This window comes from Sphingomonas bacterium (assembly GCF_903643035.1).
Lineage (GTDB): Bacteria > Pseudomonadota > Alphaproteobacteria > Sphingomonadales > Sphingomonadaceae > Sphingomonas.
In genome coordinates this window covers 1-3,867 of the sequence record NZ_CAHJWW010000262.1, presented here as the reverse complement: position 1 = coordinate 3,867, position 3,867 = coordinate 1, and the positions used below count along the sequence as shown (strand labels likewise).

The following is a 3,867-nucleotide window of genomic DNA, read 5'->3' as shown; positions in this document are numbered from 1 at the left end:
GTCGGCGCCGGCGCAGAACACGCGGCCGTCGGAGCGCAGCAGGATCGCGCGCACCGCCGGGTCGGCGTCCGCCGCGTCGAACGCGGTGCCGATCGCCGTCAGCAGCGCCAGATCGGCATGGTTGTGCGGCGGCCGGGCGAAGCCGACGACCGCGACATGGCCCTCATGGATGGTGGTGACGGACACGGCTTTCTCCTCCTCGCGCGCGCCGCGCGATCACCCGGGCGCGAACAGCAGCACGGGGGTCTCCAGCAGCCGCTTGAGCGCCTGGACATAGGACGCCGCGTCCCAGCCGTCGACGACGCGATGGTCGCAGCTGATCGACAGGTTCATCAGCTTGGCGCGGACCACGTCGTCGCCGCGGAACACCGGCCGCTCGACGATGCGGTTGGGGCCGATGATCGCCACTTCCGGGCGGTTGATGACGGGCGTCGTCGCGATGCCGCCGAGGGGTCCCAGCGAGGTGACGGTGATCGTTCCCCCGCCCAGCTCGGCCGAGGTGAGCCTGTTCGCCCGCGCGGCGTCGGCGAGCCGCGCGATCTCGGTCGCGAGCTGCCAGACGTTGCGGTCCTGCGCGTCGCGGATGACGGGAACGGTCAGCCCCGCGTCGGTCTGCGTCGCCATGCCGACATGGACGCGGCCCGACCGGGTCACGATCCCGGCCTCGTCGTCGTAGCGCGCGTTGAGCATTGGAAAATCGGGCAGCGAGCGGTAGATCGCGACGATCAGCAGCGGCAGCAGCGTCAGTTTCGGCCGCTCCCCGCGATCGGCGTTGAGCGCCGCGCGCGCGGCTTCCAGCTCGGTGACGTCGATCTCGTCGACATAGGTGAAGTGCGGGATGTGCCGCTTGGCGGCGGCCATGTTCTCCGCGATGCGCCGGCGCAGGCCGATCACGCGCACCTGCTCGTCGGGCCGCGCCCGCGACGCGCCGGGAGCGTGATAGCCCTGGCCGGCGCCATAGCGCAGGAACGCGTCGAGGTCCTGGTGGCGGACGCGATCGCCGTCGGCGACCTTCACCTGCGCGAGGTCGACGCCCAGCTCGCGCGCGCGCAGGCGCACGGCGGGGGAGGCGAGGACCTGTTCCCTCTCCCCTTCAGGGGGAAGGGTGGCCGAGCGTAGCAAGGTCGGGAGAGGGGCCGTAGGAGACGTTCCGGACGGCCCCTCTCCCATCGCCGCCTTCGGCGTCTCATCCCTCTCCCCTGAAGGGGAGAGGGAGAGGGCCCCTACCTCCTCCCGCCCGGGGTTCTCCGCCTCGGCCTGCGCCTCGACCTCGGTCCCGCCCGCCTCCGCGTCCGTCTCGATCACCACCAGCGCCGCGCCGATCGCGATCTGGTCGCCAACCGCGCCCGCGACCTCGACCACCGTGCCCGCCACCGGCGACTCCATCTCCACCGTCGCCTTGTCGGTCATCATGTCGGCGAGGTTCTGGTCCTCCTCCACCCGGTCGCCGACCGCGACGTGCCAGGCGACGATCTCGGCCTCCGCGATGCCCTCGCCAATGTCGGGAAGCTTGAAGGTGAAGCGGGCCATCCTAGTCTTTCAGCAGCTTGCGCAGGGCCTCGCCGATGCGCACCGGGCCGGGAAAATACGCCCATTCCAGGCTGTGCGGATAGGGCGTGTCGAAGCCGGTGACGCGCTCGATCGGCGCTTCCAGATGATAGAAGCAGCGTTCCTGCACCAGCGCCGACAGCTCCGCGCCGAAGCCGGAGGTGCGCGTCGCCTCGTGGACGATCATGCACCGCCCGGTCTTGCGCACCGACGCCTCGATCGCGCCGATGTCGAGCGGGACGAGCGTGCGCAGGTCGATGACCTCCGCGTCGACGCCCTGTTCGGCGACCACGGCGGCGACGACATGGACCATCGTGCCATAGGCCAGGATCGTCACCGCCTCGCCCGCACGCTCGATCCGCGCCTGCCCCAGCGGGATCAGGTAATGGCCGGTCGGCACGGCGCCCGCGGGGTGCTTGGACCAGTTCTCCGCCGGCCGGTCCCAATGGCCGTTGAACGGGCCGTTGTAGATGCGCTTGGGCTCCAGGAAGAGCACGGGGTCGTTGTCCGCGATCGCCGCGAGCAGCAGGCCCTTGGCGTCATAGGGCGTCGCGGGGATCACCGTCTTGATGCCGCTGACATGCGTGAAGATGCCCTCGGGCGACTGCGAGTGCGTCTGCCCGCCGAAGATGCCGCCGCCATAGGGCGAGCGCACGGTGATCGGCGCGGTGAACTCGCCCGCCGAACGATAGCGCAGCCGCGCCGCCTCGCTGACCAGCTGGTCGAGCGCGGGGTAGATATAGTCGGCGAACTGGATTTCCGGCACCGCGCGCAGGCCATAGGCGCCCATGCCGATCGCGACGCCGACGATGCCGATCTCGGTGATCGGCGTGTCGAACACGCGCAACTTGCCATATTTGGCCTGCAGCCCGGCGGTGGCGCGGAACACGCCGCCGAAATAGCCGACATCCTCCCCCATCACGATCACGTCCGCGTCCGCCGCCATCGCGACGTCGAGCGCGGAGTTGATCGCCTGGATCATGTTCATGCGGGTGGTGGGAAGGGCGGTCACGGCGACGGTCTCAGCCATTGCTCGTCATCCCCGCGAACGCGGGGACCCAGCCTCCGCCGCGCGTCTCGATCGCCACCGTCGTGCCGTTCCCTTCATACAGGAGCTGGGTCCCCGCTTTCGCGGGGATGACGGCAGGGATCACTTCCGGTCCCATGGCCGTCCGCTCGCCCGTTCTTCCGCCATCATCTGCGCCTGCTGCTCGCGCAGGTGCCACGGCATCTCCTCGAACACGCCGTCGAACAGCGTGTCGAGCGGCTGCAGCAGCCCGTGACCCAGGATGCCGTTTTTCTCCGCCTCGCGCTGCGCGGCGCGGACGGTCTCGGCGACTTCCCGGTCCTGCGCGGCGTGACGCTCCTCGTCCCATTCGCCGATCGCGACCAGGTGATCGCGCAGCCGCTTGACCGGATCGCCCAGCGGCCAGGCGTTGGGCTCGCCGGCGCTGCGATATTGCGACGGATCGTCCGACGTGGAGTGGCCCTCGGCGCGATAGGTGAAATGCTCGATCAGCGTCGGCCCGTGGTTCAGCCGGGCGCGCTCCGCCGCCCATTGCGTCGCGGCGTACACCGCCAGCGCGTCGTTGCCGTCGACGCGCAGGCCGGCGATGCCATAGCCCACCGCGCGCGCCGCGAACGTGGTCTCCTCCGCGCCCGCGAAGCCGGAGAAGCTGGAGATCGCCCATTGGTTGTTGACGACGTTGAGGATGACGGGCGCGCGGTACACGGCGGCGAAGGTGCAGGCGGAATGAAAGTCGCCCTCCGCCGTCGAGCCCTCGCCGCACCACACCGCCGCGATGCGCGTGTCGCCCTTGGCCGCCGACGCCATCGCCCAGCCCACCGCCTGCGGGAATTGCGTCGCGAGGTTACCGGAGATCGAGAAGAAGCCGTGATCCTTGGCCGAATACATGATCGGCAGCTGCTTGCCCTGCAGCTTGTCGCCCTTGTTCGAATAGATCTGGTTCATCATCTCGACCAGCGGATAGCCGCGCGCGATCAGCAGCCCCTGCTGGCGATAGGACGGGAAGCACATGTCGTCGCGGTCGAGCGCAAAGGCCTGCGGCACGGCGACCGCCTCCTCGCCGGTCGCCTTCATGTAGAAGCTGGTCTTGCCCTGCCGCTGCGCGCGGAACATCCGCTCGTCGAACGCGCGCAGCGTCGCCATCGCCTTGAGCATCGCGCGCAGCGTGTCGGGGCTGAGCCGCGGGTCCCACGGGCCCACCGCGCGATCGTCTTCGTCCAGCACGCGGACCAGCGCGTAGGCGAGGTCGGCGAAGCCGCGTGCCGGGTCCGCCGGGTCGGGCCGCCGCGCCT

The 3,867-nt window shown here is 70.2% G+C and carries 5 protein-coding genes; all 5 read right to left on the bottom strand.

What is annotated here, in order from left to right; translation table 11 throughout:
• The coding region (locus HUV01_RS13460; RefSeq protein ID WP_254606645.1) for an enoyl-CoA hydratase-related protein at positions 1–186 on the bottom strand (186 nt) is incomplete at its 3' end.
• Between the two features lie 30 nt (positions 187–216).
• Positions 217–1,530 (bottom strand): dihydrolipoamide acetyltransferase family protein, encoded by a 1,314-nt coding sequence (locus tag HUV01_RS13455; RefSeq protein WP_174298732.1) that lies wholly within the window; start codon positions 1,528–1,530, stop codon positions 217–219.
• A 1-nt stretch (position 1,531) separates the two neighbouring features.
• Positions 1,532–2,536 (bottom strand): alpha-ketoacid dehydrogenase subunit beta, encoded by a 1,005-nt coding sequence (locus tag HUV01_RS13450; RefSeq protein WP_174298733.1) that lies wholly within the window; start codon positions 2,534–2,536, stop codon positions 1,532–1,534.
• 34 nt (positions 2,537–2,570) lie between these two features.
• Positions 2,571–2,702: a hypothetical protein gene (locus HUV01_RS15365; protein WP_302480062.1), complete on the bottom strand. Its 132-nt coding sequence runs from the start codon at positions 2,700–2,702 to the stop codon at positions 2,571–2,573.
• Positions 2,699–3,867 (bottom strand): thiamine pyrophosphate-dependent dehydrogenase E1 component subunit alpha (locus HUV01_RS13445; protein WP_174298731.1); only part of this gene is annotated, 1,169 nt, incomplete at its 5' end. The genes HUV01_RS13445 and HUV01_RS15365, both read right to left, overlap by 4 nt.

Excerpts from the sequence above, each read along its gene's own strand:
- HUV01_RS13455 (WP_174298732.1), bottom strand. The coding sequence starts at position 1,530 with ATGGCCCGCTTCACCTTCAAGCTTCCCGACATTGGCGAGGGCATCGCG.
- HUV01_RS13450 (WP_174298733.1), bottom strand. The coding sequence starts at position 2,536 with ATGAACATGATCCAGGCGATCAACTCCGCGCTCGACGTCGCGATGGCG.